Origin of the sequence: Limosilactobacillus antri DSM 16041 (genome assembly GCF_000160835.1) — a bacterium.
Taxonomy (GTDB): Bacteria; Bacillota; Bacilli; order Lactobacillales; family Lactobacillaceae; genus Limosilactobacillus; species Limosilactobacillus antri.
Map to the genome: position 1 here is coordinate 592,389 of NZ_GG700732.1, position 25,821 is coordinate 618,209.

General features: G+C 54.1%; 31 protein-coding genes and 2 other annotated features. Of the genes, 4 read left to right on the forward strand and 27 right to left on the reverse strand.

From position 1 onward, the window contains the following. Positions 1-92: 92 nt before the first annotated feature. From pheT to HMPREF0494_RS02885, 5 genes are all read right to left on the reverse strand, one after another. The gene (pheT, locus tag HMPREF0494_RS02865; protein ID WP_007123427.1) at positions 93-2,510 is read right to left on the reverse strand and encodes a phenylalanine--tRNA ligase subunit beta; all 2,418 of its coding nucleotides are present in this window, start codon (positions 2,508-2,510) and stop codon (positions 93-95) included. Between the two features lie 5 nt (positions 2,511-2,515). Next, positions 2,516-3,562, reverse strand: coding sequence for a phenylalanine--tRNA ligase subunit alpha (gene pheS, locus HMPREF0494_RS02870; protein WP_040458703.1), 1,047 nt, complete (start codon positions 3,560-3,562; stop codon positions 2,516-2,518). A gap of 38 nt (positions 3,563-3,600) precedes the next feature. Then, positions 3,601-3,808, reverse strand: a binding site (T-box leader). 44 nt (positions 3,809-3,852) lie between these two features. Further along, positions 3,853-4,191 (reverse strand): winged helix-turn-helix transcriptional regulator, encoded by a 339-nt coding sequence (locus HMPREF0494_RS02875; protein ID WP_007123429.1) that lies wholly within the window; start codon positions 4,189-4,191, stop codon positions 3,853-3,855. 14 nt (positions 4,192-4,205) lie between these two features. Next, on the reverse strand, positions 4,206-4,712 hold the full coding sequence (locus HMPREF0494_RS02880; protein ID WP_007123430.1) for an HD domain-containing protein: 507 nt from the start codon (positions 4,710-4,712) through the stop codon (positions 4,206-4,208). 70 nt (positions 4,713-4,782) lie between these two features. After that, the gene (locus HMPREF0494_RS02885) at positions 4,783-5,556 is read right to left on the reverse strand and encodes a TrmH family RNA methyltransferase (RefSeq protein WP_007123431.1); all 774 of its coding nucleotides are present in this window, start codon (positions 5,554-5,556) and stop codon (positions 4,783-4,785) included. A 105-nt stretch (positions 5,557-5,661) separates the two neighbouring features. On the opposite strand from HMPREF0494_RS02885, the gene HMPREF0494_RS02890 reads away from it, so the two are divergent. The 3 genes from HMPREF0494_RS02890 (at position 5,662) to HMPREF0494_RS02900 (ending at position 7,444) form a co-directional block, all read left to right on the forward strand. Then, on the forward strand, positions 5,662-5,937 hold the full coding sequence (locus HMPREF0494_RS02890; protein WP_007123433.1) for an acylphosphatase: 276 nt from the start codon (positions 5,662-5,664) through the stop codon (positions 5,935-5,937). A 91-nt stretch (positions 5,938-6,028) separates the two neighbouring features. Beyond that, complete coding sequence (gene yidC, locus HMPREF0494_RS02895) at positions 6,029-6,973, forward strand: membrane protein insertase YidC (RefSeq protein ID WP_007123434.1); 945 nt, start codon at positions 6,029-6,031, stop codon at positions 6,971-6,973. Positions 6,974-7,033: 60 nt separating this feature from the next. Then, positions 7,034-7,444: a peptide deformylase gene (locus tag HMPREF0494_RS02900; protein WP_007123435.1), complete on the forward strand. Its 411-nt coding sequence runs from the start codon at positions 7,034-7,036 to the stop codon at positions 7,442-7,444. Between the two features lie 59 nt (positions 7,445-7,503). On the opposite strand, the gene HMPREF0494_RS02905 is transcribed toward HMPREF0494_RS02900, so the two are convergent. The 21 genes from HMPREF0494_RS02905 to polA form a co-directional block, all read right to left on the reverse strand. Beyond that, positions 7,504-8,973, reverse strand: a complete 1,470-nt coding sequence (locus HMPREF0494_RS02905) for a sensor histidine kinase (RefSeq protein ID WP_007123436.1) — start codon at positions 8,971-8,973, stop codon at positions 7,504-7,506. Positions 8,974-8,988: 15 nt separating this feature from the next. Beyond that, entirely contained in the window at positions 8,989-9,675 is a 687-nt protein-coding gene (locus tag HMPREF0494_RS02910; protein ID WP_007123437.1) for a response regulator transcription factor, read from the reverse strand. A 166-nt stretch (positions 9,676-9,841) separates the two neighbouring features. After that, entirely contained in the window at positions 9,842-10,021 is a 180-nt protein-coding gene (rpmF, locus tag HMPREF0494_RS02915; protein ID WP_007123438.1) for a 50S ribosomal protein L32, read from the reverse strand. 52 nt (positions 10,022-10,073) lie between these two features. Further along, complete coding sequence (locus HMPREF0494_RS02920; protein ID WP_007123439.1) at positions 10,074-10,628, reverse strand: DUF177 domain-containing protein; 555 nt, start codon at positions 10,626-10,628, stop codon at positions 10,074-10,076. A 113-nt stretch (positions 10,629-10,741) separates the two neighbouring features. Next, positions 10,742-11,875: a nucleotidyltransferase gene (locus HMPREF0494_RS02925; RefSeq protein WP_040458704.1), complete on the reverse strand. Its 1,134-nt coding sequence runs from the start codon at positions 11,873-11,875 to the stop codon at positions 10,742-10,744. An 8-nt stretch (positions 11,876-11,883) separates the two neighbouring features. After that, positions 11,884-12,624 (reverse strand): class I SAM-dependent DNA methyltransferase, encoded by a 741-nt coding sequence (locus HMPREF0494_RS02930; RefSeq protein WP_007123441.1) that lies wholly within the window; start codon positions 12,622-12,624, stop codon positions 11,884-11,886. Further along, on the reverse strand, positions 12,624-12,980 hold the full coding sequence (gene rsfS / locus HMPREF0494_RS02935; RefSeq protein WP_007123442.1) for a ribosome silencing factor: 357 nt from the start codon (positions 12,978-12,980) through the stop codon (positions 12,624-12,626). Before rsfS ends, HMPREF0494_RS02930 begins: the two co-directional genes overlap by 1 nt. Further along, the gene (gene yqeK, locus HMPREF0494_RS02940) at positions 12,981-13,595 is read right to left on the reverse strand and encodes a bis(5'-nucleosyl)-tetraphosphatase (symmetrical) YqeK (protein ID WP_007123443.1); all 615 of its coding nucleotides are present in this window, start codon (positions 13,593-13,595) and stop codon (positions 12,981-12,983) included. Then, positions 13,588-14,232, reverse strand: coding sequence for a nicotinate-nucleotide adenylyltransferase (locus HMPREF0494_RS02945; protein WP_007123444.1), 645 nt, complete (start codon positions 14,230-14,232; stop codon positions 13,588-13,590). The genes yqeK and HMPREF0494_RS02945 overlap by 8 nt, the downstream gene beginning before the upstream one ends. A 15-nt stretch (positions 14,233-14,247) precedes the next feature. Then, complete coding sequence (gene yhbY, locus HMPREF0494_RS02950; RefSeq protein ID WP_007123445.1) at positions 14,248-14,559, reverse strand: ribosome assembly RNA-binding protein YhbY; 312 nt, start codon at positions 14,557-14,559, stop codon at positions 14,248-14,250. A 12-nt stretch (positions 14,560-14,571) separates the two neighbouring features. Next, the gene (gene yqeH / locus HMPREF0494_RS02955; protein ID WP_007123446.1) at positions 14,572-15,690 is read right to left on the reverse strand and encodes a ribosome biogenesis GTPase YqeH; all 1,119 of its coding nucleotides are present in this window, start codon (positions 15,688-15,690) and stop codon (positions 14,572-14,574) included. Next, positions 15,683-16,213 carry a YqeG family HAD IIIA-type phosphatase gene (locus HMPREF0494_RS02960; RefSeq protein WP_040458705.1) on the reverse strand — a complete coding sequence of 177 codons (531 nt, stop codon included), beginning with the start codon at positions 16,211-16,213 and terminating at the stop codon, positions 15,683-15,685. The genes yqeH and HMPREF0494_RS02960 overlap by 8 nt, the downstream gene beginning before the upstream one ends. 135 nt (positions 16,214-16,348) lie before the next feature. After that, positions 16,349-16,702: a 50S ribosomal protein L20 gene (gene rplT, locus HMPREF0494_RS02965; protein ID WP_003715331.1), complete on the reverse strand. Its 354-nt coding sequence runs from the start codon at positions 16,700-16,702 to the stop codon at positions 16,349-16,351. Between the two features lie 43 nt (positions 16,703-16,745). Continuing rightward, entirely contained in the window at positions 16,746-16,943 is a 198-nt protein-coding gene (gene rpmI / locus HMPREF0494_RS02970) for a 50S ribosomal protein L35 (protein WP_007123449.1), read from the reverse strand. 26 nt (positions 16,944-16,969) lie between these two features. Then, the gene (gene infC / locus HMPREF0494_RS02975; RefSeq protein WP_003715336.1) at positions 16,970-17,482 is read right to left on the reverse strand and encodes a translation initiation factor IF-3; all 513 of its coding nucleotides are present in this window, start codon (positions 17,480-17,482) and stop codon (positions 16,970-16,972) included. A 42-nt stretch (positions 17,483-17,524) separates the two neighbouring features. Next, positions 17,525-17,658: a sequence feature (ribosomal protein L20 leader region), on the reverse strand. A 46-nt stretch (positions 17,659-17,704) separates the two neighbouring features. Beyond that, on the reverse strand, positions 17,705-18,643 hold the full coding sequence (gene dnaI, locus HMPREF0494_RS02980) for a primosomal protein DnaI (RefSeq protein WP_040458706.1): 939 nt from the start codon (positions 18,641-18,643) through the stop codon (positions 17,705-17,707). Between the two features lie 18 nt (positions 18,644-18,661). Next, a complete protein-coding gene (locus HMPREF0494_RS02985) occupies positions 18,662-20,029 on the reverse strand; it encodes a DnaD domain protein (RefSeq protein WP_040458707.1) in 1,368 nt (455 codons plus the stop codon). A gap of 11 nt (positions 20,030-20,040) precedes the next feature. Beyond that, positions 20,041-20,511 carry a transcriptional regulator NrdR gene (gene nrdR / locus HMPREF0494_RS02990; protein ID WP_040458708.1) on the reverse strand — a complete coding sequence of 157 codons (471 nt, stop codon included), beginning with the start codon at positions 20,509-20,511 and terminating at the stop codon, positions 20,041-20,043. A 50-nt stretch (positions 20,512-20,561) separates the two neighbouring features. Beyond that, complete coding sequence (gene coaE / locus HMPREF0494_RS02995; protein ID WP_007123453.1) at positions 20,562-21,155, reverse strand: dephospho-CoA kinase; 594 nt, start codon at positions 21,153-21,155, stop codon at positions 20,562-20,564. A gap of 1 nt (position 21,156) precedes the next feature. Continuing rightward, positions 21,157-21,990 (reverse strand): DNA-formamidopyrimidine glycosylase, encoded by an 834-nt coding sequence (gene mutM / locus HMPREF0494_RS03000; protein ID WP_007123454.1) that lies wholly within the window; start codon positions 21,988-21,990, stop codon positions 21,157-21,159. Between the two features lie 12 nt (positions 21,991-22,002). After that, a complete protein-coding gene (gene polA / locus HMPREF0494_RS03005; protein ID WP_007123455.1) occupies positions 22,003-24,660 on the reverse strand; it encodes a DNA polymerase I in 2,658 nt (885 codons plus the stop codon). Positions 24,661-24,782: 122 nt separating this feature from the next. On the opposite strand from polA, the gene HMPREF0494_RS03010 reads away from it, so the two are divergent. Further along, positions 24,783-25,451, forward strand: coding sequence for a YoaK family protein (locus HMPREF0494_RS03010; protein WP_007123456.1), 669 nt, complete (start codon positions 24,783-24,785; stop codon positions 25,449-25,451). 67 nt (positions 25,452-25,518) lie between these two features. On the opposite strand, the gene HMPREF0494_RS03015 is transcribed toward HMPREF0494_RS03010, so the two are convergent. Then, positions 25,519-25,653 (reverse strand): hypothetical protein, encoded by a 135-nt coding sequence (locus HMPREF0494_RS03015; protein WP_007123457.1) that lies wholly within the window; start codon positions 25,651-25,653, stop codon positions 25,519-25,521. Positions 25,654-25,821: the final 168 nt, after the last annotated feature.

Here is a 25,821-nt window from a genome sequence, read left to right on the forward strand (position 1 = left end):
AACCTCCTTCGTCGTTTGATTACTTAAACGGTCACCGCACAGGCCGCAAACGGGAAGCCACCGTTACAAGCGGCGCTTTCCCCACCGCACGCTTAGCGGATTTCTGCTGCCAGTTTAGTTTCCAGGGCCCGCGTAACCTTGTCGAAGGCCTTATTGACCTGGTCCTCGGTCAGGGTGTCGTGGTCATCCTGGTAAGTCAGGGTGTAGGCCAGGGACTTCTTTCCCTTCGGCAGGTGGAGACCACTGTAAACGTCAAAGAGGTGGACCTTCTTCAGGAAGGCCCCGCCCTGCTGTTCAATGACCGCAACCACGTCGGCGTTCGTGACGTTCCGGTCCACCAGAAGGGCAATATCACGGGTAATTGCCGGGTACTTGCTGATTGGGTGGTATTCATTGGCTACCTTATCAGCCGCCAGCAACGCCTCCAGGTTCAGCTCGAAGACGTAGGTTGCCGGTACCTTGTAGGCCTTGGCCGTCTGCGGGTGAACCTGGCCTACGAAGCCGACCAGCTGGTCAGCAACATAGATGTTCGCCGTCCGGCCGGGGTGCATTTCCGCCCGGTCCTGCGTTGCCCGGTAGGTAACCGTCCCAGCCAGGCCCAGGTTATGCAGGTAACGTTCCACGATTCCCTTGACCTGGAAGAAGTCGACCGGCTGATCCTGTGTGTGCCAGGAGTTTGCCAGCAGCTGTCCGGTAATCGCCCCGGCCAGGTGTTCCTGTTCCTCCGGGCGTTCGCCCCCCTTCGGCAGGAAGACCCGTCCGGCCTCATACAGGGCCACGTTATTTACGTTCCGGGCGACATTGTAGGCCACGTCGATCAGCAGGCCGCTGATGAGGCTCATCCGGGTGGCAACGTGGTCACTGCTCATCGGGAAGTCCAGTTTCATTGGCTCGGCAAGGGGGCTAATCTGGAACTGCTTAGCCTTGTCCTCGGTCGTCAGTGAGTAGCTGATCGCCTGGGTCAGGCCCATCCCTTCCATCTCGTGGCGGCTGGCCCGCAGGAATTTCTGCCGGGGAGAAAGGCCCCCGTGGTTCCGGGTCATTACGGGCAGCGTGGCCGGCAGGTTGTCATAGCCATAAATCCGGGCAATTTCCTCGTATAGGTCGGCGACCACGAAGATGTCCCAGCGCCGGGCGGGAACGGTCACGGTCAGCTGGTCAGCGTCGACGACCTTCACCGGAAAGGCCAAGCGTTCAAAAATAGCGGTTACCTCGTCCTGACTAAGCTTGGTGCCGAGAACGTGGTTAATTTTCGCCAGTGACAGAGTAATCTGCTTGTCTTCCGCGGGCTTTTCGTTGGCGGTAACAATCCCTGACGCAACCTGGCCACCAGCCAGCTCGCTGATCAGTTCGGCGGCTTCATTCAGCGCCGTTTCCACGGTTGCCGGGTTAATCCCCCGTTCAAACCGCATCGAAGCTTCGCTATGGAGGTCCAGGCGCCGGGCTTGCTTCCGCACCATAATCGGGTCAAAGATGGCGGCTTCCAGCGCTACCGTCTTGGTATCAGCAGATACCGCGGTCCCCTGACTGCCCATTGTCCCGGCCAGGGCAACCGGCTGGTCAGCGGCCGTGACGACAATATCATTTTCGTTTAAGGTCTGCTCATCACCATCGAGGGTGGTAAGCTGTTCCTCGGCGTGGGCATGGCGGACACCAAAATCATGGCCCGGCAGCTGGTCGTAGTCATAACTGTGTAAGGGCTGGCCATACTTCAGCAGGACGTAGTTCGTAACGTCAACCACGTTATTAACCGGTCGAATGCCGGAGTTCCACAGCTTAATCTGCAACCAGAGCGGACTATCCGCCACCGTTACCCCGTTGATTACCCGCAGCTTGTAAGTTGGTGCAATCTTTTGGTCGGCAACCGCCGCAGTCAGCTGGTCACTAGCGGCCTGGTCGGCATTTTCTTTGACCGCGAGCTCCTTAAAGTGCGGCTTCAGGCCGTAGAAGGCGGCAATGTCGTTGATGTTGCCGTAAATACTCAGCATATCACCGCGGTTCGGCGTAACATCAGTATCGATAATCACGTCGTCCATTCCCAAGTATGGGAAGACTGAGTCCCCCGGCTGAGCATCGTCCGGCAGGAAGTAAATCCCGTCATCGTAATCCTTTGGGGCAACCTTGTCGCTAAAACCCAGCTCTTGCAGGGCGCACAGCATTCCGTTCGACTGCTGCCCACGGATCTTGCCCCGCTTAATCTTCACGTTATCGCCGATCCGGGCCCCGTGGAGGGCCACGATCACTTTCTTCCCGGCCTGGACGTTCGGTGCCCCGCAGACAATTTGAATTGGTTCGGCTTCACCGACGTTGACTTGGCAGACGTGCAGGTGGTCGGAGTCGGGATGGGGTTCACAGCTCACAACGTCGCCCACCACGATCTTCTTCAGGCCGTCGCTCGGGGAGTAAACGTCGTTAATGTCAACCGACGTCCGGGCAATTTTTTCGGCTAGTTCGTGGGGTTCAACGTCAATCTCTAAGTATTCTTTCAGCCATTGGTATGATACTTTCATTTAACTTATCCTTTCTCGTCGAACTGGTTCAGGAAGCGCACGTCATTTTGGTAGAAGTTCCGGATATCGTCGACCCCGTACTTCAACATTGCAAACCGGTCTGGGCCTAGTCCAAAGGCAAAACCGCCGTAAACTTCTGGGTCCACGCCCGACATCTTGAGAACGTTCGGGTGAACCATTCCGGCACCCAGTACTTCAATCCAGCCGGTGTGCTTGCAGATCGCGCAGCCCTTGCCCAAGCAATTGAAGCAGGTAATATCTGCTTCTACGGATGGTTCGGTGAAGGGGAAGTAACTCGGCCGCAAACGAACCTTGAGCTTGTCACCGAAGAGCGACTGGGCAACCACTTCCAGGGTTCCCTTCAGGTCCGCCATGGTGATGTGCTTGCCGACAACCATCCCTTCAATCTGGTTGAACTGGTGACTGTGGGTCGCGTCATCCGTATCCCGCCGGTAAACCTTCCCGGGGGAAATCATCTTTAACGGGCCCTGGCTAAAGTCATGCTTTTCCAGCATCCGGGCCTGCATTGGCGAAGTTTGTGTCCGCATCAAAACGGTTGGCGTAACGTAGAAGGTATCCTGCATATCACGCGCTGGGTGGTCCTTCGGCAGGTTCAGCTTTTCGAAGTTGTAAACCTCCTGCTCAACTTCATCACCGACGGCTACTTCATAACCCATCGAAACGAAGAGGTCGACCACTTGGTCAATAATCTGCTGGATAACGTGCGGCTGGCCTTGGGCAACTGGCGTCCCGGGCAGGGTAACGTCCACCGTTTCCGCCGCTAGTTTGGCGTCCAGCGCAGCCTGTTCCAATTCCGCCCGCCGGTTCTCAATTGCCGTGGTCAATTCGTCGCGGACCTTGTTGGCAAATTGGCCGACTACCGGCCGTTCCTCGGCACTCAGGTCCCGCATTCCCCGCAGGACACTTGTAATCGGACCCTTCTTGCCCAGCATTTTAACCCGAATTTCGTTGATTTTCTTTAAGTCCTGAGAATTTTTAATTTCTGCCAGTCCTTCGTCGCGAAGTTCCGTCAGTCGATCTTTTAATCCCATCTTTTCAACTCCTTTGAAAATAAAAAAAGCTCCATCCCAATAGGGACGAAGCATCGCGGTACCACCCTAGTTTACCGGCGTCGGACCGGTACACTTAGTTGATCAATAACGGTGATCAGCCGGAATACCATTACGTACCAGCTCAGAAAATGAAATTCACCAGCTGGCACCGGCCGCCACTCGCAGAATAAGGTGGCGGCTCTCTGACGGGCCCGACTAGCTACTAGTTTTCGTCAACGCTTTTAATAGTTAACATTGTAAACACTCCGCTTAGTCAGGTCAAGCCTAAATTAACACCACTTGTCACTCCACTTGTGAACTGCTTCCATTACCGGCGCCAATTCACGGCCCCGTTCCGTCAGCGAGTAGTCCACCCGGCTGGAGCCCGGATAGGTGTTCCGCACGACGATCTGCTCGTCTTCTAGTTCCTTGAGCCGTTCGCACAATACCCGGTCGCTGCACTTGGTAATAGCGCCAGCGATGTCTTTAAACCGCAGTGTCGGCCGTTCCAAGAGGACCTCAATAATCAGTCCATTCCATTTTTTCCCCAGCATCATAAAGGTTTGGGTGAATTTCGGACAGAGTTTACAGTCTTCCTCTTCCCGTTTCTTTGCTAGCATTTCCGTCATAGTATTACTCCTCCCTACCAAATCGTCCGCATCCGCCGTTTCTTAATCTTGCGCCGCAGCTTGGCCCGCAGTGGGCTAAAGAATTCGTGCTCCGCTTCAAAATCATCGACTAAGGAAACGATCAAGCTCTCCGGGTAGCGTGGCGTGGCCATCGTTGCCCCGAACATATGCTTTAAGATAATATCCTTTTCCTTTTTATTCAAGGGGGTAATCTTCTCCGCATTCCGCAAGGCCACCCGGGGATGGATAAAGGCGTGCGTACCCAGGTCAAATTTGGTCGTCCGCCAGTCATAGTAAAACAGGTCGTGCAGCAAGCCGGCCCGGGCCGTACTCCGGTAGTCCAGGTGGAGCCGCTTGGCGATCCGGTAACTGTCGTAGGAAACCGCAATCGAGTGCTGGAGACGGTTAGAATGATGGTGCTGAGTATAGTCCGCTAACTTCTGCACAGCTGGTTGGGCCAATAAATCACCGACAATTGCCATATACTCACGATCTTGACGCCATTCATTCTTTGTTTTCATGGAATACCCCTTCCTAATTTGTTTAAGAATATCATACTGAATAATGACCAGGATTTAAATTAATTTGCCCCTAGTCTAGTTCCTGGTTCAGCTGAAACATCAGAATCCCCGCGGAAACCGCAACGTTTAAGGATTCTGCATCCCCCCGCATTGGAATATAGAGGTTCGTCGTTGTTTCCGCCAGCAGGTCCGCCGCCATTCCCTGGCCCTCATTGCCCATAATCAGGGCAAAGGTCGGCCCTGGATGGACCTTGCGGAAGTTTTGGGCAGCGGGGTTGAGCTGGGTCCCGTAGACCGGCGCCCCAATCCGCTTAAAGTCTTGTACCCACTTGTGCAGGTCGCCTTCAAGCAGGGTCAGGTGAAACTGGCTGCCCTGCATGGAGCGAACCACTTTCGGGCCAAACAAGTCGGCCGAACGGTTGCCCACAACTACACCCGCAAAGCCGGCCGCATCAGCCGTCCGGACCATGGTACCAACATTGCCCGGATCCTGGACCCGGTCCAGCAGGAGCCAGGCCCCCTGGATGTTCGCCGGTACCCGGTGGGCATCTGGCAGGTCAACGATCGCGGCAATTCCCTGGGGCGTGACCGTCTCCGTAATGTGCTGCATGATCTCCGGGGTCACCACGTAGGCCTCAGCAGCACGGTCAACTAATTCCCGGTGCGCCGTCAGCTGGTCAGCCGTTCCAATCAGTTGCCGCAGCAGGATCCCCGCCTTGACGGCCTCGTTAACCAGGTGCCAGCCGTCCAGTAGGTATTCGCCCCGCTGCCGACGGAATTTCTTGGTCTGCAGCTTCTTCCAATTTTTAACGTGTTGGTTGTGAACAGATGTTAATTCTTCCATTAAAAACTACCTTTCTCTTACTTTTTAATTATACCATGAAACAATGGTGTACAATACAAGCAACCCAAGCGGCAGTTACTAAGTTTTTGTTAAGGAGTTTTTATAATGATTAACTATCAGCTTACCATCAGCGGCCGGGTGCAGGGAGTTGGCTTTCGCTGGGGCTGCTATCGGCTCGCCCAGCAGTACGGCGTCAGCGGTTTTGTCAAGAACCTGGCAACCGGGCAGGTCTACTTAGAAGTCCAGGGGACCCCGGAAGCGGTCACCGCCTTTATCGCCCAGGTTGCCAACGGTCCGACCCCCTACGCCACCGTCAGTCGGGTTGTCAAGCACCGCGGTCACCGGCAGGATTACGGGGACCGCTTTACAATTCGCCGCTAATTCATTCCACCAGCTGGCTTTTAACGCCGCTTTAAGTTAAGATATGTACTGTTACCCAAATTAAGAAATTGTAAGGAGTAATTATCAACGCATGAAATATAAGAAATTAACACTTGCCGGTCTCCTGTCCGTCCTGCTGCTGACCCTCAGCGGCTGTGTCCGAACAACCAAGAGCGGGAAGCCCTATGGTTTTGTCTACGACTACATGGCCAAGCCAATGCAGCACCTGATGGAGTGGCTGGCCGCCCACCTCGGCAACAATTACGGCTGGGCAATCATCGTCATTGTGGTCGTGGTCCGCACCATCCTGCTGCCGGTCATGTTCTCACAGATGAAAAAGTCGACCATCACCCAGGAGAAGATGGCTAAGGTCCAACCGCTAATCAAGGAACTGAGCGAAAAGCAGAAGGCGGCCCAGACGCCTGAAGAACAAGCCGCGGTCAGTCAACAGATGATGGCCCTGTACCGGGATAACAACATCAGTATTACTGGAGGGATTGGCTGCCTGCCGCTGCTGATCCAGCTGCCGGTTTTTGCCGCCCTCTACGCCGCCATCCGCTACTCACCGGACCTTTACCATGCCGAGTTTTTCGGCATCGCCCTGGGGAAACCAAGCATCCTCTTGGCGGTCCTCTCCTTTATTGCCTACGCGGCGCAGAGTTACCTCGGCCTGGTCGGGGTTCCAGAAGAGCAGAAGAAACAGATGAAGATGGCAATCTGGATGAGTCCATTCATGACCTTCTTTATCTCCTTGACTTCCTCCGCGGGACTAGGGCTCTACTTCTTCATTGGGGGACTCTTTGCCATCCTGCAGACCATCATGGTTAATGCCTACCGGCCGCGGATTCGGCAACGGATCGAAGAAGAAAGCAAGAACCACCCGATTAAGATGCCTGAGGCACCGCAGACCGCTAGCAGCGCAACCGCCAACGCGATTGACCAGCTCAAGCAGCCGGGGCAGGCAACCAGCAAGGCAACGACAACGGCTAAGCGCAACCGCCAACGCAACGCGGGCAAGCAGCACCACCACAAATAAACGAGCAAATAAAAGCGGTTGGGATCTTTTCTCAACCCTTTTCTTTTAGGAGGATTTACCATGATTAAAGCAATTAATAAGGACGTCCAGCTCTTAAGCCAGGTCAGCCAACTAGCAAGCCGGGCTGACCTGCCAATTGCCCAGGACCTGAAAGACACCCTCGCGGCCAACGGCGACCACTGTGTCGGGATGGCTGCCAACATGATTGGGGTACCGAAACGGGTCATCATCGCCAGCCTCGGCCCATTCCCGGTGGTTATGTTCAACCCCGTGATCATTGCCAAAAGCGGGCCCTACCAGACCCAGGAAGGCTGTCTTTCCCTCGCTGGGCAGCGCTCCACGACCCGTTTTCAAAAGATTACGGTCCGTTTTACCAATGAGCAGTGGACCCAGCAGGAGCTGAGCCTGGACGCCTTCCCCGCTGAAATCGTCCAGCACGAAATTGACCACTGTAACGGCATCTTGATCTAGCTTACTATACGAAAAAGCGTCCCAAACCAGCTCTTACCGCCGGTTTGGGACGTTTTTTCTTATTTATCTTCTTCATCTTCAATAATCGGCAGGACCACCTTAAAAAGGGAGCCCGCACCAAGGGAGCTTTCCAAACTAATACTGCCGTGGTAACCCTCAATCAGCCGCTGGGCAATCGAAAGGCCCAGTCCATTGCCGCCCTTCTTGCGGCTGCGGGCCTTATCCACCCGATAGAAGCGGTCAAAGACCCGTTGGGCGTCCGCCGGCGCGATTCCTTCTCCGAAGTCCTGTACCCCGATCTCAACGGTGCTCATCCCCCGGGAGAGCGTCAGGTGGATCTCCTTGCGCTCCCCTGAATACTTCACGGCGTTGTCGCAGAGAATTACCAGGACCTGCTCAAGGTGGTCACGGTAAATATTAGCGACAATCTTTTCATCCACGTCATCATCGAGGGTGAACGTAAATTCTGGATAGAGCATCTTGAAGTTATTGAAGACCTGGTGGACCACGTCATTTACCACCGTCCGCTGGTCGCGGAAGTTGATCTCAACCTGTTCGGCCCGGCTCAAATCCAGCATTTCCTGAACCAGGTTCTTCATCCGCTTGGTTTCCACCAGGGAAGCAGCGAGGGAATCGTCCAGCACCTGCGGGTCGTCTTTCCCCCACCGCTGCAGCATTTCCAGGTGGCCCTGAATGATGGCAACCGGAGTCCGCAGCTCGTGGCTGACGTCACTGACGAACTGGCTCTGCTGGTCAATATACCGCTGCATCCGGTCCAGCATCTCATTGAACGTTTCAATCAACTCGGCGAGTTCATCGTTGCGCTTGACAACGGGAACCCGGATGTCCTTAGTCGGGTCCTTGCTAATTGCCTTCACCGTATCATGAATTCCGCTAAGCGGCTGTAGGAAGAAGAAGGACAGGAAGTAGCCAAGCAGGCCGCTAGCTAACACAACCAGGCACAGGGCCAGAATACAGACGATCCGCAGCTGCCGGTAGCTATTGACATACGTGTTAAGGTTATTTTCCACTTGCAGGTAGCCAATCACCTGCCGGCTTTTTTGGGAGTAAATCGGCATATGCCCAACCAGGATCTGGTGGTGGGCCCCCTTATAGATCCGGACCTGCCGATCGTTGACTAGCGCCGGGCGAACGTCGGGACGACCAGTCGAAAGGAGGTTTTTCCCCTGGGGGTTGTAGACGTTGACGATCAGGTGGCGGTCACTCAGCTCCTTAATCACCGGACGCTGGTAGTCTGCTCCCTGGACCAGGGAATGATCCTGGTCGGGGTCGATGATGGTGACGATCCCCTGCTTGGTCAGTGGCCGGTCGCTCTTCGCCAGCTGCTGGCTGATGTTAGTCATCCCCTGGTTGAGCAGCGACCGTTCCTGGCGAAAAAGGCTCTGGGTAAAAGTCATAAATAGCGCCATGGTGACCACGATAAAGATCAGCAGCGAACCCACGGCCGTCCCAAACGCCCATTTTAGCCGTAACGAAATAAATTGTTTGCTCTTCGCCTGATTCTCCATAGCTCATCACGGACCTCACGAACGGATCACGTAACCGGTGCCCCGGACAGTCTGAATGTAGCTCTTTTCACCAGGACGGTCAATCTTATTCCGCAGGTAACGGATGTAGACGTCCACGACGTTGGTTTCGACCTTTGAATCATAGCCCCAGACCTTGCTGAGGAGCTCCTTTCGTGACATGACCACGTTGATGTTTTCCATCAGGATCAGCAACAGCTCGTACTCCCGCTTGGTAAGGTTGATTACCTCATCGCCCCGGCGAACAATCCGGTTTTCCTTTTCAATCGTCAGGTCCTTGTAGTTCACCGTCGTCTGGTGTTCCTTGCTATTGCCATCCTCAATGCTAATCCGCCGCAGCAGGGCCCGGACCCGGGCCAGCAGCTCTTCAATCGCAAAAGGTTTGACGATGTAATCATCAGCGCCGTGGTCCAAGCCGGAAACCCGGTCAATGACGGAATCGCGCGCTGTCATAATGATAATTGGCGTATCCTTTAGCTCCCGAACCCGGCGGGCCACCTCGATACCGTTCAGCTCTGGCAGCATCAGGTCCAACAGGATGACGTCAAAGTCCTGGTTTAAGGCTGCTTCCAGCCCTGCCCGGCCGTCAAGTTCAACGTCGGTATCGTAGCCTTCGTGCTTCAATTCCAGGTTAACAAAGTTAGCTAAGTTCTCTTCATCTTCAATAATTAAAATTCGACTCATTAATTTCACCTACTATATTTAATCCGTCTTCTCATTAAATTAACAGAATAATTCTATCACAATTCTTTAATAAACCATAGTAGGAGCGCCGGCAAAATCCGCAGAACTTGAACAAAATAAAAAAAACGATCCCAGGTCCGGCGCCTAAGGAATCGTTTTTAAATCATTAGTTGTTAGTGTTAACAACCTGCTTGCCGTCGTAGTAGCCACAGTTAGGGCATACCATGTGGGACTTACGCAGTTCACCACAGTTTGGGCAAGGAGCCAAGCCAGGGATATTCAACTTAATGTGGCCCCGACGCATCCGCTTCTTCGCTTTTGAAGTCTTCCGTGCTGGAACAGCCATGTTTGACACCTCCTAGAAATAAAATTATCCACAAATGGTTTTTAACCGCCCGCTACTTTTTTTCATCCTGATCAGGAAATAGTTTTTGCAACTTCGCAAGGCGTGGATCAACTTTTTGATTCTGCCGCTTTTCGGCCTCGTAGTCATCTTCAGAGATCACTGACCAGCCCTTGCCAGTGGGCATCGGCTTGCCAGCCTTTTCATCGGCAGAAAGCACCCGTAACGGTACCTGCTCGACAATGTTTTCTGCTAAGGCGGTATCGAAATCAATCAGTTCCCGATCCTGGAGGAGGAAAACAACCTCGTCGTCCTCGTACCGGGAAAAGTGGCTGCGATCATCGATATAGGTCTCAGAAAAATCAAAGTCCAGCGGCAACTGAACGGGAGTCAACGAACGACTAGACGGGACCGTCAGCGTCGTCTTCACGTTGGCGCTAATGGTGGCGTCCCCATCGTTATAAGTCACGTATCCGTCCACCTTCACCGGGGCAACCCCGAGAATAATGTCTGGAAATAACTTCGTCAATGATGCGTTCAGGTCAAAAGTACTCTGAATATGAAGTGGTTCATTTTGGTAACGATGTAACTCAGCTAACGACCATTTCATCGTACTAACCTCCTAATGCAACATGTGCAATTATACTAGTCTACCTGGTCAGTTGTCAATGGTTTTTCCTTGACAGTCCGGCCAGCTGGCTACTCCCTTGATTTTACCATATTTCACCGCCAGATAATCGGGGCATGTTTCAAATCCTGTTCGACCGGGGTAAAAGTTTGGTAAAGTTTTCCAGCCCGGTAGTCAAGGCAATACAAGTGGTCACGCATCTGCTGGCTGACCTTGGTGAATAAGGGGAATTCCACCTGTTTTTTGACCTGGTGGAGGTAGGCACGTCCCCGCTGGTTAAAGCCCAAAATATGAAGATAGGGGTGCGCAGTGTGCCAGGTCATTTCCGCTTCCGTCAGCTGCAGGGTGGCGTACAGACAGAGCCGAATCAGGTGAGCATAGGTATACCGCTTCGTCTTGATGGCGTGAATAAACTGGTCGAAGGTCAGGGACTGCTGGGCAGCGGCCTTGAGGCGGTATTCCAGCCCCTCTGCCATCTGGTAAGTCTGCCGCAGGTTTTCAAGCGGCGCCTGGATCAGCTGGTTGCGCAGCAGCGGGTAGAGAGCATCCCAGTCCGGGACTTTGCCGAGCTGCTGCAGGGCCGGCCGCATTTCTGCCGGCACTGTTTCAGCGAAGGCCGTTTGCTGTTCAATGGCCTCCCGGATCGCGCTCGCGCTGGCAATCTGCCCGGTAATCACCTGGTCGTGGTAATTACTCCCCACCCGCTGGATCGGCACGAGACGGATCCCGTAGTGGTGATCCCAAACCGCCTTATTATAAGCAAAGGCCAGGATATCATTAGGGTCTTTCAGGCTAACCCCGGTCTGGGCCGCGAGCTGTTCATTAAACTGGGTGGCATAGGTCGCGTTGTACTGTTTGAGGGCCGCCTGGTCAAACTTGGCGGCCGTCCGGACAAGCGCAGCAAAGTCCCACTGGGGGTGTTCCGCACCAAAGGCGACTGCCGCCACCCGCAGCTGGTTTAACAGCGCCAGGGCCCCCGCCGCAAACCGGTGCGCCGGCTGACAAGCAAAGAAGAGCGGCAGTTCGACGACCAGGTCCACCCCGTTCGCCAGTGCGGCCCGGGTTCGCTGCCACTTATCAACAATTGTCGGCTCGCCGCGCTGGGTAAAGTTACCGCTCATTACTGCGACGGCCACGTCAGCACCCGTCTGCGCCCGCGCCTGTTGGACATAGTATGCGTGCCCGTTATGAAAGGGGTTGAATTCAACGACCATTCCGACTGCTTGCATTTGATCACCTACTTTTGACATTCAAAGAACCAGCGGGTCGTTGTTGGCACGACCAGCTGGCGGCCAAAATCGGCCGTGACTGTGACCCGGTTAAAGCCGACCGTTTGCAGGGCCGTTTGCAATTCCGCCAGGGGGTAGCTCCGCTCAAAATGCGTTTCCCCCACCCGCTGGTAGTTGCCGTCCGGCAGGCGGGTAAAAAACGTCAGGTCATGAATTACCCCGTGGTCAACATCGTCATCGGCAAAACTCCGCCAGACAAACGTCCGTTGCTGGTCTTCATCCTCATAATTATACATATAGCCCGGGTACACCACATCGGTCTGGTAAGGGCTGATAACGTCGAATAGGAAGCGGCCGCCCGCGTTCAGGTGCTCATAAACCTGTTGGAAAGTCTCCCGGACGGCCGTCAGGTCATCGAGGTAGCAGAGCGAGTCGGCATAACAGGTCACGGCATCGTAAAGGGGAAAACCGGTCAGGTCGCGCATATCAGCCTCGACCAGTTGGAGGGCGACCCCAGCTTCAGCAGCGTGCCTGCTCGCCAGGCTGAGCATTTCCGGGGAGAAATCCGCCACGGTCAGGTTCAGCCCCGTTGCTGCGAGTAAACAAGCCAACCGGCCCGCCCCACCAGCAAGATCTAAAACGGTCTGGCAAGTGGAAGGGAGCCGGTTGAGAGTGTAGTCCCGCCATTGTTGGTACAGCTGGTCATCAAATAACTCATCGTACAGCTGGGCAAAACTCTGGTAAATCATCAGTCGCTTACCCACTCGCTCAGGTTAACCAAGGGTGCTTGGGACCAGAGCTTTTCAAGGTTATAGAACTGCCGCGTTTCTTCCCGGAAAACGTGAACAACTACGTCCCCAAGGTCAATCAGCACCCACTTGGCATGGTTCTTGCCTTCGACGCTGCCGATCTCAAGGCCGGTTTCGTGCGCCTTTTCAATGATCGCGTTGGCAATCGCCTGCACCTGGCGGTCGGAGCCTCCGGTCATGATGACAAAGTAATCGGCCATCGGACTAATTTCGTCGACTTTTAAGGCGGTAATGTCTTCCGCCCGGCGGCCATCCGCGGCTTTAACCACCATCTCTAATACTTGCTTGCTATCCATTTATTCAATCTCCTTTCGGTAAGCCGGTACCCAGGCGTTGTAAGTTTCCAGAGTCGTCGGGTAGACCGGACAATTGCGTTGTACCAGGTAGTCCAGGGTCTGCTTCGTTTGGTAGGCCACCCCGGCCCCCAGGCTGGCGGCCGTCAGTTCACGCGCCCGTCCCACTTCTGGAAAATCACGGGCCGGTTCGATGTAGTCTGCCATGTAGACCACCTGTTCCAACGGGCTCATTACCGCAGCCCCGGTCGTATGGTGGCGAACGGCGTTCAGGATATCCTCATCCCAGATTCCCAGCTCGTCTTTAATCAATTCGGCCCCGACCACGCCATGCCAAATCGCGTTGCCATAGTTCAACAGGTCAGGGTTGAGACCCTTGCGGTGAATTTCATCAATAAAATCCTGGTCGGGCCGCTGCTTGGCATAGTCATGACAGAGACCCGCGATGCTTGCCTTTTCCACGTCCACCCCGTTGGCCCGGGCCAGCTTAATGGCAGTCTGCTCAACCCGCAGGACGTGCTCAAAACGCTTGTCCCGCAGCGCTGCCCGCAGCCGTGCAACCAGCTGGTCCCGGCTTAATGGGATGTAATGGTGGGTATAAGTTAATTTTTCAGTCATTGTATAAGTGATGCTCCTTGATAAAGGCGGCTACCGACCGCGGTAGCAGGTAGTTAACCGACTGGCCCTGCCGAATCCGGGTCCGGATGTCACTCGAACTAATGTCAACTTCGGGAATATCGACCCAGACGACCGGGTACTTTGTTTCGTTCTGCGCGTGCGGCCGGCGAACCCCCACAAAATGAAAACGGGGCAGCTTGACCAGGTCCTGAATCCGGTACCACTTGTCTAGGTAGTCAACCATGTCCCCACCGATGATGAAGTAGTAGTCGGTGTCGGGATGACGGTCGATCAGGGTCTTCATCGTATCGTAGGTGTAACTGACCCCGCCACGCTGCAGCTCCAGGTCCTCAATCCCCAGCAAGGGGTTGCCCGCGATTGCTAATTCCAGCATTTGCCGACGCAGGTCAGCGCTAATGGCGGACTTTGGGTCAACGTGCGGTGGAATTGCGTCTGGCATCAGCAGGACCTTGTTGAGGCACAAGGCGTGACCGACCTGGTCTGCCACCAGCAAGTGGGCGTTGTGAACCGGGTTGAACGTCCCGCCATAGATTCCAATTCGCTGGTGCTGAGATTCAGACTGCGGTTGATACTCTACGGCTGGGCGGGTTTTAGAATAAACTTGACTCCCCTGCATAGTTCAACCGCCTCGTTAAATCTGGGCGACCCGGTCCGACAGCTGGCGCAGCTCCTGCTTTGCGGAAACCTTAAAAAGCACCAGCACCCGGCCGATCGTCTGGACTACTTGAATATCAGTCCGGTCTTCGATAAAGGCCTTGACCTCATCAGTGGTCACGTCCGCGTTCTGCAAAATGTTAACCTTGATTAATTCGCGCCGGTCTAGGGCACCATCTAACTGAGCCAGCCAGTTATCGGTGAGTCCTTCCTTGCCGACCGCGAACAGTGGCTGTAAGTGGTTGGCCTGGGCCCGTAAAAAGCGTTTTTGCTTGCCTCGTAATTGCATATGTTCACCTCATTAAATCATTGCTTTTCGCACTAATGCCGCGACACCCTTGGGAACCCAGGCCGCGACCGTTACGTCAGCCGGAACGGTAACCCAGCCCAGTCCCTCAAAGACAATGTCGCTTTTTTCAGTTACGCGAAATTCTTCCCGAACCAGTGGCGGGAAGGCGGCCAACTCATCCGCGGTTGGCGGGGTCAATAGCCCGCCCCGGTGTTTTTCGTAGAACCGGTCGGCATTCACCAGCTTGGTCCGGTGCAGCGTCAGGTTATTGTCAAAGTAGGTAACAAAGCCTGAATGGGGCCCCTTTTCAAAGTCAAAGCGGGCAACCCCACCGATAAAGACGGTCTGGCCAGGGTCCAGCTGGTAGGTCCGGGGCTTAATTTCCTTTTGCGGGGCCACAATCTTGAGGTCCTTGGCGGAAAGCACGTGGGCCATCTGATGGGGGTGGATGATTCCCGGCGTGTCGACCAGCCGGTGGCCATCGTCAAGGGGAATCTCAATCTCATCCAGCGTTGTCCCCGGGAAGCGGGACGTTGTAATCAGGTCTTGCACCCCGGTCCGCTGTTTGATAATCTGGTTGATCAGGGTTGACTTGCCCACGTTGGTTACCCCCACTACGTAGACGTCCCGGTCGTGACGGTACTTTTCAATCGTCGCCAGCAGCTCGTCAATCTCATGGTTCTTCTTAGCGGAAACCAGCACCGTGTCGACCGGCCGGATACCAGCCTGGTTGGCCTGCTGGCGGATCCAGTCGCAGAGCTTCGGGCGGCGCAGGGAACGGGGCAGGAGGTCTTCCTTATTGCCCACCAGCAAAACCGGGTTGTCACCGACAAAGCGGTGGAGGCCCGGAATCAGGCTGCCGTTAAAGTCAAAGATGTCGACCACGTAGACGATCAGGGCGTTCGCGTCCCGGATCTGGCCGAGCAGCCGCAAGAAGTCATCGTCAGTCAGCGATACCGGGGCAATTTCGTTATAGTGCCGCAGGCGGAAGCACCGCTGACAGTATAATTCATTGTTTTCCAGCCCCTTTTTGACCGCTGAGGCTGGCGTATAGCCGAGCGCCGTGGAATCCGTCGACTGGATCACCGCACCACAGCCAATGCAACGTAATTCGTCATTTTGCTCAGTCATTCAAATCCTCCCGCCATTGTAATTGTGGATTCTTTTTCCTTAATTTCCGCCACACAATTCGTTCAAAGAAACGGTTGATTCGGGTATCCCACTTGTCCGTATCCAGGAGCGGTTTGACCAAAATGCTCCGCACCCCGGCTTCATTAGCCGCAACCATGTCGGTCATCAACTGGTCCCCGACCATCACCACTTCACTTTTTTTCAGACCGAGCTTAGCCCGGGCCCGGTTGATGCCAAAGCTCAACGGCTTTAGTGAACGGGAAACAAAGGGCAGGTCGAGGTTGGCCGTAGCCTTGGCGACCCGGTCCTTGCTGTTGTTTGAAATCACAATCAACGGGATCCCCGCTTCCCGCAGCCTGGTCATCCACTCCCGCAGCTCTGGCGTACCATCAGGGTTATTCCACGCAATCAGCGTGTTATCCAGGTCGCTAAATACCGCCCGAATTCCCCGCTCCTTGAGCTGGTCAGGAGCAACCGCGTAAATACTGTTGACCATCCAGGTAGGTTTAAATTTATCTAGCAATATCACACCTCATAAACTTTTGTCATAATTAAATCAATTATAGCGATTATAAAATCGGGTTTCAATCAATCCCCACCAGGGGCGGGATAAAAAAAAGCACCCACCACAGAAAGATGGATGACTTCTTGATTTAACTTAGTTTAATGCTTGCTTAGCTTGGTCAGCGATCGCAGCAAAGGCCTTTGGATCGTTAACCGCCAAGTCAGCCAGCATCTTCCGGTTGATGTCGATGTTAGCCAGCTTCAATCCGTGCATCAGCTTGCTGTAACTGATGTTGTTCATCCGGGCAGCAGCGTTGATCCGGGCAATCCAGAGTTCACGGAACTTACGCTTGTTGACCTTCCGATCACGGAAAGCGTAAACGTAACTCTTCATTACTTGGTCCTTAGCAGTCTTGAATAAACGAGACTTTGCACCACGGTAACCCTTTGCTAACTTCATAACGCGCTTCCGACGAGCACGCGTAACAGTTCCACCTTTAACTCGCATGTTGAAATCCTCCTACGTATTTTAATGATTATTCGAATGAAGTTTACTTAAATGGTAATAACTTCTTGTAACGCTTTACGTTGGACTTGTCCATCATGCTCAAGCCACGTAATTGACGACGTTGCTTCTTAGTCTTGCCGTGGAAACGGTGACTCGTGAATGAGTTAGCACTCTTAAATCCACCATTAGCAGTACGCTTGAAACGCTTAGCAGCAGCGCGGTTAGTCTTCATCTTTGGCATCAGATATTCCCTACTTTCCTAAAATACTATTTCTTTGCTTTATCAGCAGCTGGGGCCAGCGTTAAGAAAATGCTCCGCCCCTCCATCTTTGGCCGTTGGACAACAGTAGCGATGTCTGAAGTTTCTTCAGCCATCCGTTCAATCATGTCACGACCGATATCCTTGTGCGTGATGGCACGACCCCGGAAACGGAGTGAAACCCGGACCTTGTCGCCCTTTTCGATGAACTTGCGAACCCGCTTCAGCTTAACGTTGAAGTCGTTCGTGTCAATGGATGGGCTCAGGCGAATTTCCTTGACCGTGACCGTCTTTTGTTTCTTCCGAGCTTCCCGCTCTTTCTTTTGCATCTCAAAACGGTACTTACCGTAATCCATGATGCGGGCAACAGCTGGACGGGCCTTGGGTGCAACCAGCACCAAATCAAGGTTGGCATCTTCTGCCAATTGCAGCGCTTCACGCTTTGACTTGATCCCTAATTGTTCGCCATCCTGGCCAATCAGCCGCACTTCGCGTGCACGAATACCGTTATTGACAATCATATCTTGTGCTATGGCAACGCACCTCCAATTTTATTAGCGAAAGATCAAGCAAAAAAGCGGAGTGCTGACCGCACCCCGCTCAATAGGAACAGACTTTCCTCGTCTGCTCAATTTCATCTCGTCAGCCCGGCAATCCTAATCACCAAGGCGAGAAGCGGGTGCTTCTGCTTTTTCTTTCAACGATTAATAGAATAACGAATCTTAAAGGCCTTGTCAAGGACATTAACCCTTGGAACGCAAATTTTCTCCCACCATCGGTAATTCCCGGGACAGGAACTTGACCCGCTCCATGATTCGCTGGGCCTTCAAGGGTTCATGGTCCCCCTGGGTATCAATCGCCAGGTGGTTCTTTTCCAGCTCAGCCATCGAGAAGTTGGAACTAAAGAAGGTCGGCAGCTCTTCCTGCATCCGGTACTCCAGGATAATCCCCAGGACGTCGTCGCGAACCCACTTGCTCATCGCGTCGGCACCGATGTCGTCCAGCATCAGAACCGGCGCCTTCTTGACCGCCTCCAGCTTCTCACTGGTGTTGTTCTTCTTAATTGAGTTCCGCATTTCCACAGCAAAGCTTGGGAAGTGGAGCATCGTCGTGGCTACCCCCTTTTGCTTCGCCAGTTCATTGGCAATTGCACCGAGGAGGTAGGTCTTACCAACCCCGAAGCTGCCATAGAGGTAGAGTCCTGGAAGAAAATGGTCCGCGGAATAGTCCTCAGTAAATTGATAAGCAGCATCGATAGCATTAAGTCGTAAATCGTTTTGACTATCGTCAGTATATAGATTATCAAAATTGGCATTTTGTATGAATTTTGGCATGTTAATCGAGCGAACGAGCCGCTGGATGTGCCGCTGCCGTTCCTTTTCCAGCAGTTGCTGGGTGGGCACATAGGTAACATCGATTTGTCCGGAATTTAGTATTAGCTGGGGCGAATAGCCTGGGGCCACCGTGGTTTCCCCCTTCTTCGCCAGCTGCTTTTCATGGTAGAACTCATACAGCTTGGATTGCCCGCTCTGGACCATCTCCCGGGAAATCCGTCCCTGATTGTCCTGCAAAAAGGCCCGGACATCCGGATCGGCTAGTACTCGCTCCATCAACTGGCCGACACTGGCAGTCACGTTTTGACTTTTCATTAGCCCTTGGAGTGTTTGTTTTAACGACTTCATTAGGTTCACCCCCACCACTTATTTTTTATTTCTGTTAGCAATCTTTTCTCTGATTCTTGCAGCCTTTCCAGGAGTTGCTTTTTTATTAATCTCCCGTTTTGACAACTTGGTCCATTCCGGCATCTGTTCCTCAATCTGCGGCCGCCCCCGGTAATTTTTCCGCTGCTTATTAGTGCGGCCCTTCGTCTGGCCAGCCGCCCGCTGCTGGTTGAATTTCTTAAGCTGGAGCAAGGCGCTGGCGCCGTCGTGCACCCCGGCTTTGACCCAGCTATTGGCAATTGCGTCGACAAAGTTCGCCTTCAAAAGGTCATTATCCAGTTCGGCAATCACGTACCAGGAGAGAACATTGATGACCGCTGGACTGAGTTTGACGTCCGCTAGCAGGTGGGTCAGGATGTGCCGCTCGCTAGCGGTCACAAAGCCCCCCGTCTGTTCTTTAAGTCCCTGGAGGAAGTCTACCGGGGCATACTTCGTCACACTCTTTAGCAGCTGCTGGTCCTTAGCCGTCAGCCGCTGGTCAGCCGGGGAAGCTGCCTGCTGGTCCCCCGGTTGTGAACCGGCTGAGCTCCCCGTTTGCCGATAAGCAGCGGCAACTACCCGCTTAAACTTCGCCGTATCAAAGTGGTTATCAGCCAGGTTAACCGCCTTAAGGATCAATTCTTTCATCGTCAGCACGTCAATTCCGTAAAGCTGGTGCTCAACCTCAATTAACTGCCGGTGGGCTTCCAGGTCCTTTTTGACCAGCGGCTGGTTAGTTAACAACTGAAAAAGGGTCGGCCAGTCAAAGTCACTCGCCGCCAAGGGTTGCTGGGCTTTCTCTACCCTGACCTGCTGTCGGGCTTCTTTGATGGGCGTTGGCGCCGTGATGATCGACTCCGCAGCAACGTGGAATTCATCCAGGAAGCGGTGGCTGACCTCGCTCAGCTCGGGCTGGGAGGCCAGCTCATAGCGCCGGGCCCACTCCGTCAGCTGGGTAAAGGCCGCGCTGCCGACCGCCTCCAAGAGCAGGACACTCAAGAGGTCGTCCTCAATAAAGGCAGTGGGGGCCAGGGTCGGCTGGAGCTGGTAGACGTAAAAGTCACCCTGATCATCGCTGCCGGCAAAGGTCCTGACCAAGCCGACCGCTTCCAGGCGGTGGAGGGCGTGGTCAATTTGCGCTGTGCCCGCGTTCAGCTGCCGGAGAAGGACCGCTTGCAGGCGGCGGTCGGCCAAGGTCGGCCGCTCCAGCAGCTGACTATGCAGGGCGTAAAAGAGGCTAAAGGCGGTGGGACCAATCACCGGCTGGTAAAAGCGGACCAGGGTCGTAGCATTAAAGTTTACAAAGTCACTGGCCGCCGTTACGAGGAAGGCTGCTCGTGGCGAAAACTGCTCCTCCTGCTTAGCCATCCTCATCCCCCCTAATCATTGCCTTTATGCTCCGTTTTGACCATGGTTTCCAGTTCACTCATAAAGGCGTCAACGTCCTTAAACTGGCGGTACACGCTGGCGAAACGAATGTAGGCCACCTCGTCGACGTCCTTTAATTCGTTCATCACGTACTTGCCGATCAGCTGGCTGGAAATTTCGTTTTCGCCGAGGCTCCGCACCTTCTTTTCTACTTTATCAGTCAGCTTGGTCAACCGTTCCATGCTGACCGGCCGTTTTTCGGCAGAGCGGACAATCCCATTGAGAATCTTCTGGCGGCTGAACTCCTGCCGGGTCCCATCCTTCTTCACAACTAACAGCGGGGTTTCTTCATACCGCTCGAACGTGGTAAAGCGGAAGCCGCAATGTACACACTCCCGTCGGCGGCGTATAAAGCTGCCATCTTCACTCGGCCGACTGTCAACGACCCGTGAACCATTCTGGTGACAATGTGGACACTTCATGCGCTTACCTCCCTTAAAATACTTAATACTTTATTGTACCATACCTGGGCTTAGTTTAATCGTTTAACAAGCTGGGCCACCTGGCGGCGCAGATGGTTATAATCACCGTTGTTATCAATTACGACGTCTGCCCGGGCCAGCTTTGCAGCCAACGGCAGCTGAGCGGCAATTCTGGCTTGGGCTGCCGGACGAGATAAATCATCCCGCTCCATCAGCCGCGTCAACTGGGTGGCCTCATCGACGGCAACCACCACAATCAGGTCACAGTCCTCATCATAGTGCTGTTCAAACAGCAGCGGCGCATCCAAAATAATGGCCGGAACCGCCGTGTCCTTTAGCTGCGCCAGCTGGGCCATGATGGTGTCCCGGATCAGGGGCTGCATTACCTGGTTTAATTGCTTCCGGGCGGTCTGGTCATTGAAGGCTAACTGGCCCAACCGCTGACGGTCAAGGCTGCCATTGGGGTCTAAAATCGTGGTGCCAAAGCGCTCGACAAGCCGTTCAAATCCTGGTTGGCCGGGTTGCTGGAGGCGGTGGACAATCAAATCAGCATCCACAACTGGAAAGCCAACCTGGCTCAGCAGCCTGCTGACGGTCGATTTCCCGCTGGCAATTCCGCCGGTCAATCCCACTACTTGAGTCATCTTAATCCTCCACCAGCGGTTGACAGTGCGGGCAGAAGGTCGTTCCCCGCTGGGCCACCTTGATCTTCACCATCTTGGTCCCGCAGCGGGGGCACTTCTCGCCGCCCCGGCCATAGGCGTTCAAGCGTTCCTGAAAGCCCCCGGCATCGCCAAAGGCATTGGTAAAGCTGTGCACAGTCGTCCCCTTGTACTTGGTGGCCACTGCCAACTCCTTAATGATGTTGTCGTGGAGGGCCTGCACCTGGTCAGGGCTTAGGCTATTCGCCGGCTGTTCAGGATTGATTTTGCTCATCCAGAGCACTTCATCGGCATAGATGTTGCCCAGCCCAGCCACGTGCTGCTGGTTCAGCAGGAATGGCTTGATCTTACCCCGGCTCCGGTGCAGCTCGTCACGGAAAAAGTCCAGCTTAAAATCAGCGGCGGTCGGTTCCGGGCCAAGGGTCTTCAAGCCGCCGACCGTCTTTTCATCCCCGGTCTTAACCAGGGTCATCCGGCCAAACTTACGGGTATCGTGGTAGCACAACTCGCTACCGTCCGTAAACTGAAAGACGACGTGGGTGTGCTTGTCAATCGGTCCCCCAATCGGCTGGTTATAGTATTTTCCTTCCATCCGCAGGTGGGACACCATCGTCAAATTATTGCTAAAGCGGAAGAGCAGGTACTTCCCCCGCCGGTCAACATCTTCAATCGTCTGCCCAATCAGGGCCTGGCGAAATTTTTCCACGTCATTGGTAATCGTCTTGCCGTAGTAAACGTCAATGGCGTTGATTTTCCGGTCCTTGGCGATCTTTAAGAGTCCCCGCCGGACCGTTTCAACTTCAGGTAATTCTGGCATTTTCAACCGCTCCTATTTTAAATCGTACCAAGTATCGCCAACCTTGCTCTCGACTTTCAGCGGCACGTTTAGCTGAACCGCGGAGTCCATGACCTGGGGTACCAGCTTCTGCAGTACCGGAATTTCTTCGGCCGGTGCTTCAAAGACCAGTTCGTCATGGATCTGCAGGAGCATCCGGGCCTGAAGCTGGCGCTGCTTGATTTCTTCCTTCATCCTAATCATTGCAATCTTAATGATATCCGCCGCGCTCCCCTGGATGGGGGTGTTCATCGCCGTCCGCTCGGCAAAGGACCGTCGGCTGAAACTCTTAGCATGGATATCCGGCAGGTAGCGGCGGCGGTGGGTAATCGTTTCAACATAGCCGTGCTCGCGGGCAAAGGCGATCGTGTCGTCGATGTACTTCTTTACCCCCGGGAACTCCTTAAAGTAATTCTGGATAAACTCGTGGGCCTGAGCACGGCTAACGTGGATGCGCTGAGCTAAACCATAGTCGCTGATCCCGTAAACGATCCCGAAGTTAACCGCCTTGGCCCGCCGCCGCATATTGCGGTCGATTTCCGCGTCAGCCGGCAGGTGGAAAATCCGCCGGGCCGTGCTGGCGTGAATATCTTCGCCATTCTTAAAGTCCTCCTGGAGGTTCTTATCACCGGTGATGTGGGCCAGTACCCGCAGTTCCACCTGGGAATAGTCAGATGAGAAAATTTGCCAGCCCGCATGGCTCGGCACAAAGGCCTTCCGGATCAGGCGGCCTTCCGGCAGGCGAACCGGGATATTTTGCAGGTTAGGGTCCACGGAGGACAGCCGGCCCGTCTGGGTCAGGGTTTGCAAGTAGCGAGTGTGAATCTTCTGGTCACTGGAATGAATCACCTTCAGCAGGCCGGTGATGTAGGTCGACTGGAGCTTGGCAATTTGGCGGTACTGGAGGATGTCCTCCACGATCGGCGCCTGATCAGCCAGCTTCTCCAACACGTCCACCGCGGTCGAGTAACCAGTCTTGGTCTTCTTGATGACCGGCAGCTTCAGCTTTTCAAAGAGGATGTGACCGAGCTGCTTGGTGGAATTGATGTTAAACTCTTCGCCGGCAGCCGCGTAGATCTGGCTTTCGATGTCGGCCAGGCGTTCTGTCAGCTTGCTGCCCATGTCTTTCAGGGTCTGAGCGTTGACCTTAATCCCGGTGATCTCCATCGCCGCTAGGACCCGGGTCAGGGGTACTTCGATGTCCGTGTAGAGCGGGGTCTGCTGGTTATCATCAAGTTTTTTGAATAGCGGGGCCCGCAGGTCATCGATCGCCCGCGCCTTTTGCGCCAGGTGGGTGTAGAAGACCTGGTCGTCAGCAGGGATGGCCCGCTTGGCGCCCTTGCCGTAAACCTCTTCGTCGGTGGCAACCTCATGGTAATCGTGCTCCAGGGCGACCTGACCGAGGTCGTTGCTATTGTCGTTTGTGTTCAGCAGGTAGGAGGCCAAGAGCAGGTCAAAGTCGACGTTCCGCAAGTCGATCCCCAGCCGGTGCAAGCCGACAATCTGGGCCTTGGCGTTGAAGACGTTCTTTGCTACCGCCGGTGACTCCAACAGCTTCTTGAGTGGGTCCTGCTTTAAGAGTTCTGCGTCACGGCTGACCAGCCAAGTCTTGCCATCGCCAATCACAAAGCCGGCAAAGGGTGAGGTGTGGTAGTTGGCGTCCGGCATTTCCAGGTAGAAATTCAGTTCACCTTCAAGCTGGTCGACCGCCGCCAGGTTGTCGGCAGTGAGTTCCGTGTACTCCACCGGCGCACTCTTGTCGGCTTTCTCTTCGGGTGCCAGGTCCATCTTCGCCAGGAAGGACTTAAAGCCCATCTGCTGGTAAAACGCCACCAGCTCTTCCGTCTGTTCGCCCCGGTAGGTGATGTCGTCTAAGCCAATTTCTAGCGGCGCGTCCTGCAGGATGGTCGCCAGGGTCTTACACTCCCGTGCGATTGCTTCATCTTCAACCAGGTGTTCCTTCATCTTGCTCTTTTTAAGCTCGTCGATGTGATCGTAGAGGTTTTCGACGGAGCCAAACTGCTTGACTAGCTTGATGGCCGTCTTTTCACCAATCTTAGTGACCCCCGGGTAATTATCCGAGCTGTCACCCATCAGTGCCTTCATGTCGATGATCTGCCGCGGCGTAATACCGAGTTTTTCTTCCACGTGGGCCGGAGTGTAGTGTTCGGTATCGGTGACCCCCTTATGGGTAACGGCGACCGTGGTGTGGTCACTGGCCAGCTGGGTTAGGTCGCGGTCACCAGTAACGATCAGGGTTTCGTAGCCGGCTTCGTCCCCCTCCTTCGCCAGGGTCCCGATAATGTCGTCGGCCTCGTAATTCTTTAATTCATAACTGTGGAGGCCGCACGCTTCCACCAGTTCGCGGACGTAGGGAAACTGCTCCGTCAGCTCGTCCGGAGTCTTGTTTCGACCGCCCTTGTAGTCATCGTACATTTTCGTCCGAAAAGTGACCTTCCCGGCATCGAAGGCCACCAGAGCAGCGTCCGGGTGAAACTGATCCAAGACGTGATCCAGCATCAGCTTAAAGCCGTAAATAGCTGCCGTGTGCAGGCCATCCTTATTGGTAAATTTGTCAATTTGGTTGTGCATCGCAAAAAATGCCCGAAAGACAATGCTGTTTCCATCGATTAGCAATAATTGTTTTGCCATTTATTCTCCGTCCCTTCGTTTGATAGTGTTATTGTACCAAAGATTAGTGATGACCGTTAATTCCCTGTCTCACGTTTAATATAATATAATCAAGATAGACTAATTTACGAGAAGGGATTAATTTGGATAAGCTGCTTAACAATCACCACGTCGAGGAGGCCCGGCTCTTTGCCGTCCTCCTCACCTTTTGCGGGGGCTTTTTGGATGCCTTCACCTACATCCAGTGCGGACACACCCTCGCTGCCGCCCAAACCGGGAACATCGTCTTCCTCAGTGCCGCCCTCGTTAACCACAACGTCATCGGGATCGTGGACCGTTGCGGCGCCATCCTGCTTTACATCATCGGCATCGTGGTCGCCATCAGCTTTGAGGCCCGGCTCAAATACTGGCGGACTTTCTGCCTGATCCCGATTTTGTTAATTGGCACGTTCATCGGCGCAATGCCCGAAGACTTTCCGACTTACCTATCGGTTGGCCTGGTTTCCTTTGGGCTCGCTTTATTAAACACCGCTTTTAGTAAAATCGAGGGGCTCGGTTACAGCAGCGTCTTTACGACCGGGAACATTAAAAAGTTTGTCGTTGCCTGGACCGAGTACGGCTACCACCATCACCGCGCTGACCTGATTATCGGCTTTGACTACTTCCTGATCGTCGTTGCCTTCACCGTCGGCGCGATCAGTTCCGCCGTCATCCAGCCCTTTTTAAGGATGAAAACCATCTGGGTCGCCGTCCTGGTCATCTTGGCCACCGACGTTATCTACTACTTCCAAAAACGGCGGGCAACCCCCTAGCATAACCGCTTAAATTTAACGGTCTTCTTTTTCAGGGAAATCTTTTCAACCTGCCAACCGTAATCCGTTAATTCCTTTTTATACCGCAAAAAAGAATGGTCCAACGGCCCCCTGCAACTTGTTCAATTTTGGCAAACGAGAGGCAAAGCTCGTCCCCGTCCCGCTGGCTCATAAACGACCAGAGCGCATCATACTTACTCATTTAATTGCCTCCAAACAAAAGGAGCTGTGACACAACCCACGGTTAGGGACTGTAAGGCTAGCCTAGGACAATCATTGGCACGGCACGGGCCGGTGATTGTCCGTAGCTAGACTCTAAGTCCCTGGGTTGGGGCACGTGATATCTTTAAAATAGTCAGAACTAAAGTGA

Coding starts and splice junctions, on each gene's coding strand:
- pheT (WP_007123427.1), bottom strand. CDS start 2,510: ATGAAAGTATCATACCAATGGCTGAAAGAATACTTAGAGATTGACGTT.
- pheS (WP_040458703.1), bottom strand. CDS start 3,562: ATGGGATTAAAAGATCGACTGACGGAACTTCGCGACGAAGGACTGGCA.
- HMPREF0494_RS02875 (WP_007123429.1), bottom strand. CDS start 4,191: ATGACGGAAATGCTAGCAAAGAAACGGGAAGAGGAAGACTGTAAACTC.
- HMPREF0494_RS02880 (WP_007123430.1), bottom strand. CDS start 4,712: ATGAAAACAAAGAATGAATGGCGTCAAGATCGTGAGTATATGGCAATT.
- HMPREF0494_RS02885 (WP_007123431.1), bottom strand. CDS start 5,556: ATGGAAGAATTAACATCTGTTCACAACCAACACGTTAAAAATTGGAAG.
- HMPREF0494_RS02890 (WP_007123433.1), top strand. CDS start 5,662: ATGATTAACTATCAGCTTACCATCAGCGGCCGGGTGCAGGGAGTTGGC.
- yidC (WP_007123434.1), top strand. CDS start 6,029: ATGAAATATAAGAAATTAACACTTGCCGGTCTCCTGTCCGTCCTGCTG.
- HMPREF0494_RS02900 (WP_007123435.1), top strand. CDS start 7,034: ATGATTAAAGCAATTAATAAGGACGTCCAGCTCTTAAGCCAGGTCAGC.
- HMPREF0494_RS02905 (WP_007123436.1), bottom strand. CDS start 8,973: ATGGAGAATCAGGCGAAGAGCAAACAATTTATTTCGTTACGGCTAAAA.
- HMPREF0494_RS02910 (WP_007123437.1), bottom strand. CDS start 9,675: ATGAGTCGAATTTTAATTATTGAAGATGAAGAGAACTTAGCTAACTTT.
- rpmF (WP_007123438.1), bottom strand. CDS start 10,021: ATGGCTGTTCCAGCACGGAAGACTTCAAAAGCGAAGAAGCGGATGCGT.
- HMPREF0494_RS02920 (WP_007123439.1), bottom strand. CDS start 10,628: ATGAAATGGTCGTTAGCTGAGTTACATCGTTACCAAAATGAACCACTT.
- HMPREF0494_RS02925 (WP_040458704.1), bottom strand. CDS start 11,875: ATGCAAGCAGTCGGAATGGTCGTTGAATTCAACCCCTTTCATAACGGG.
- HMPREF0494_RS02930 (WP_007123441.1), bottom strand. CDS start 12,624: ATGATTTACCAGAGTTTTGCCCAGCTGTACGATGAGTTATTTGATGAC.
- rsfS (WP_007123442.1), bottom strand. CDS start 12,980: ATGGATAGCAAGCAAGTATTAGAGATGGTGGTTAAAGCCGCGGATGGC.
- yqeK (WP_007123443.1), bottom strand. CDS start 13,595: ATGACTGAAAAATTAACTTATACCCACCATTACATCCCATTAAGCCGG.
- HMPREF0494_RS02945 (WP_007123444.1), bottom strand. CDS start 14,232: ATGCAGGGGAGTCAAGTTTATTCTAAAACCCGCCCAGCCGTAGAGTAT.
- yhbY (WP_007123445.1), bottom strand. CDS start 14,559: ATGCAATTACGAGGCAAGCAAAAACGCTTTTTACGGGCCCAGGCCAAC.
- yqeH (WP_007123446.1), bottom strand. CDS start 15,690: ATGACTGAGCAAAATGACGAATTACGTTGCATTGGCTGTGGTGCGGTG.
- rplT (WP_003715331.1), bottom strand. CDS start 16,702: ATGCGAGTTAAAGGTGGAACTGTTACGCGTGCTCGTCGGAAGCGCGTT.
- rpmI (WP_007123449.1), bottom strand. CDS start 16,943: ATGCCAAAGATGAAGACTAACCGCGCTGCTGCTAAGCGTTTCAAGCGT.
- infC (WP_003715336.1), bottom strand. CDS start 17,482: ATGATTGTCAATAACGGTATTCGTGCACGCGAAGTGCGGCTGATTGGC.
- dnaI (WP_040458706.1), bottom strand. CDS start 18,643: ATGAAGTCGTTAAAACAAACACTCCAAGGGCTAATGAAAAGTCAAAAC.
- HMPREF0494_RS02985 (WP_040458707.1), bottom strand. CDS start 20,029: ATGGCTAAGCAGGAGGAGCAGTTTTCGCCACGAGCAGCCTTCCTCGTA.
- nrdR (WP_040458708.1), bottom strand. CDS start 20,511: ATGAAGTGTCCACATTGTCACCAGAATGGTTCACGGGTCGTTGACAGT.
- coaE (WP_007123453.1), bottom strand. CDS start 21,155: ATGACTCAAGTAGTGGGATTGACCGGCGGAATTGCCAGCGGGAAATCG.
- mutM (WP_007123454.1), bottom strand. CDS start 21,990: ATGCCAGAATTACCTGAAGTTGAAACGGTCCGGCGGGGACTCTTAAAG.
- polA (WP_007123455.1), bottom strand. CDS start 24,660: ATGGCAAAACAATTATTGCTAATCGATGGAAACAGCATTGTCTTTCGG.
- HMPREF0494_RS03015 (WP_007123457.1), bottom strand. CDS start 25,653: ATGAGTAAGTATGATGCGCTCTGGTCGTTTATGAGCCAGCGGGACGGG.